The organism is Pantoea sp. R102 (genome assembly GCF_004916815.1).
Lineage (GTDB): Bacteria > Pseudomonadota > Gammaproteobacteria > Enterobacterales > Enterobacteriaceae > Pantoea > Pantoea dispersa.
Genome location: NZ_SDFT01000069.1, coordinates 1 through 2,276, shown reverse-complemented (window position 1 = coordinate 2,276; position 2,276 = coordinate 1). Strand labels below are relative to the sequence as shown.

Here is a 2,276-nt window from a genome sequence, read left to right as displayed (position 1 = left end):
GCCGTCAGCAGCAGCCGCTGGAGTGGCGCGAGCACGGCTTTAAGCCCGGCGTGTTCTTCGCTCAGGCCAGCGGCCGGCTGGTGATTGACGGTATCGAGGCGCTGAAATCGGCGTTCTGGGACTTCGCCTCATTCAGCCTGGAAGCGGTGTCGCGCGAGCTGCTGGGCGAAGGCAAAGCCATCAACAATCCGTGGCAGCGCATGGAAGAGATCAACTGGCGCTTTGCCCACGACAAACCGGCGCTGGCCACCTACAATCTGAAGGATTGCGAGCTGGTTACGCGTATTTTCCAGCACACCGCCATCATGCCGTTTTTGCTGGAGCGCGCCACCGTCAATGGCCTGGCGGTGGATCGCCACGGCGGATCGGTGGCGGCGTTCAGCCACCTGTATATTCCGCGAATGCACCGCGCCGGCTTTGTCGCGCCCAATCTCGGCGAAGTGGCACCGGAAGCCAGCCCTGGCGGCTACGTGATGGATTCGCGCCCCGGACTGTATGATTCGGTGCTGGTGCTGGATTATAAAAGCCTCTATCCGTCGATCATCCGCACCTTTCTGATTGATCCGGTCGGGCTGGTCGAAGGCCTGGCGCATCCGGATGACGCCGATTCGGTTCCCGGTTTTCGCCACGCGCGCTTTTCGCGCCGCACCCACTGTTTACCGGCGATTGTCGGGCAGATCTGGCAGGGGCGCGAGGCCGCCAAACGTGACGGCAACCAGCCGCTGTCGCAGGCGCTGAAGATCATCATGAACGCTTTTTATGGCGTACTCGGCACCAGCGCCTGTCGCTTTTTCGATCCGCGCCTCGCTTCGTCGATTACCCTGCGCGGCCACGCCATCATGCAGCAAACGCGTGAGCTGATTGAAGCCGAAGGTTTTGACGTGATTTACGGTGACACCGATTCTACTTTTGTCTGGCTGAAAAGCGCCCACAGCGAAGCCGATGCCACCGCGATCGGCCAGCGGCTGGCCGGGCACGTGAATCGCTGGTGGCAACAGCATCTGCAGCAGACTTACGGTCTCGACAGCGCGCTGGAGCTGGAGTACGAAACCCACTTCAGCCGCTTCCTGATGCCAACCATTCGCGGCGCCGAACAGGGCAGTAAAAAGCGCTACGCCGGACTGATTCGCCGCGACGGCGACGAACGGCTGGTGTTTAAGGGGCTGGAATCGGTGCGCACCGACTGGACGCCGCTGGCGCAGCAGTTCCAGCAGACGCTGTATGGCCGCATCTTCCGCGGTGAACCCTGGCAGGACTACATTCGCGACACGGTGGCACAGTTGCTGGCCGGCGAACTGGACGATCTGCTGGTGTATAAAAAGCGCCTGCGCCGGCCGCTGAAAGATTACGAACGCAACGTGCCGCCCCACGTGCGTGCCGCGCGCCTCGCCGATGAACATAACCGTAAACTGCAGCGTCCGCTGCAGTATCAGAACGGCGGATCGATCCGCTACGTCATGGCCACCGCCGGGCCGGAGCCGCTGGAAGCGCGCAGCACGCCGCTGGATTACGATCACTACGTCAGCAAGCAGCTGCAGCCGATCGCCGAAGGGATTTTACCGTTTGTCGGTGATGACTTTGCTACACTGATCACCGGGCAACTGGGGCTTTTTTGACAGGTGACGAATGCCCTGCCATCCAGTACCATAGCGCCCTTCCTGATTCTCACCGCGTGCACCAGCTGACCAGATAACTGTCTGGCGGTGGGGTATTGTCTGAGAGCAGGCGAACGTCTTTCTATCTTTTAGAGAATCGAGCAAAAAATATATGGTTTTTACACTGGGTCAACGCTGGATTAGTGATACGGAAAGTGAGCTGGGACTGGGGACAGTCGTGGCGCTGGATACGCGCATGGTCACACTGATGTTTCCCGCCACCGGCGAAAACCGCCTCTATGCCCGTAATGATTCTCCGGTCACCCGCGTGATTTTTAATCCGGGTGATACCGTCACCAGCCATGAAGGCTGGCAGATGCAGGTTGATGAAGTCCGCAACGAAAACGATTTAGTGACTTACATCGGCACGCGTCTTGATACCGACGAAAGCAACGTGGTGCTGCGCGAAGTGATGCTCGACAGCAAACTGGTGTTCAGCAAGCCACAGGATCGCCTGTTTGCCGGCCAGCTGGACCGCATGGATCGCTTCGCCCTGCGCTTCCGCGCACGCAAATACCAGAGCGAACAGTATCGCCTGCCAATTAGCGGCCTGCGCGGCATGCGCACTAACCTGATTCCGCACCAGCTGCACATCGCGCATGACGTCGGTCGCCGTCACGC

Annotated in this window: 1 protein-coding gene and 1 pseudogene; both read left to right on the top strand. The window is 60.0% G+C overall.

The window, feature by feature from the left end; translation table 11 throughout:
- Positions 1-1,616: DNA polymerase II (locus tag ERD80_RS09065; RefSeq protein WP_136546635.1), on the top strand; the 1,616-nt coding region annotated here is incomplete at its 5' end.
- 151 nt (positions 1,617-1,767) lie between these two features.
- Positions 1,768-2,276, top strand: a pseudogene (locus ERD80_RS09060) (RNA polymerase-associated protein RapA); the annotation flags it as partial.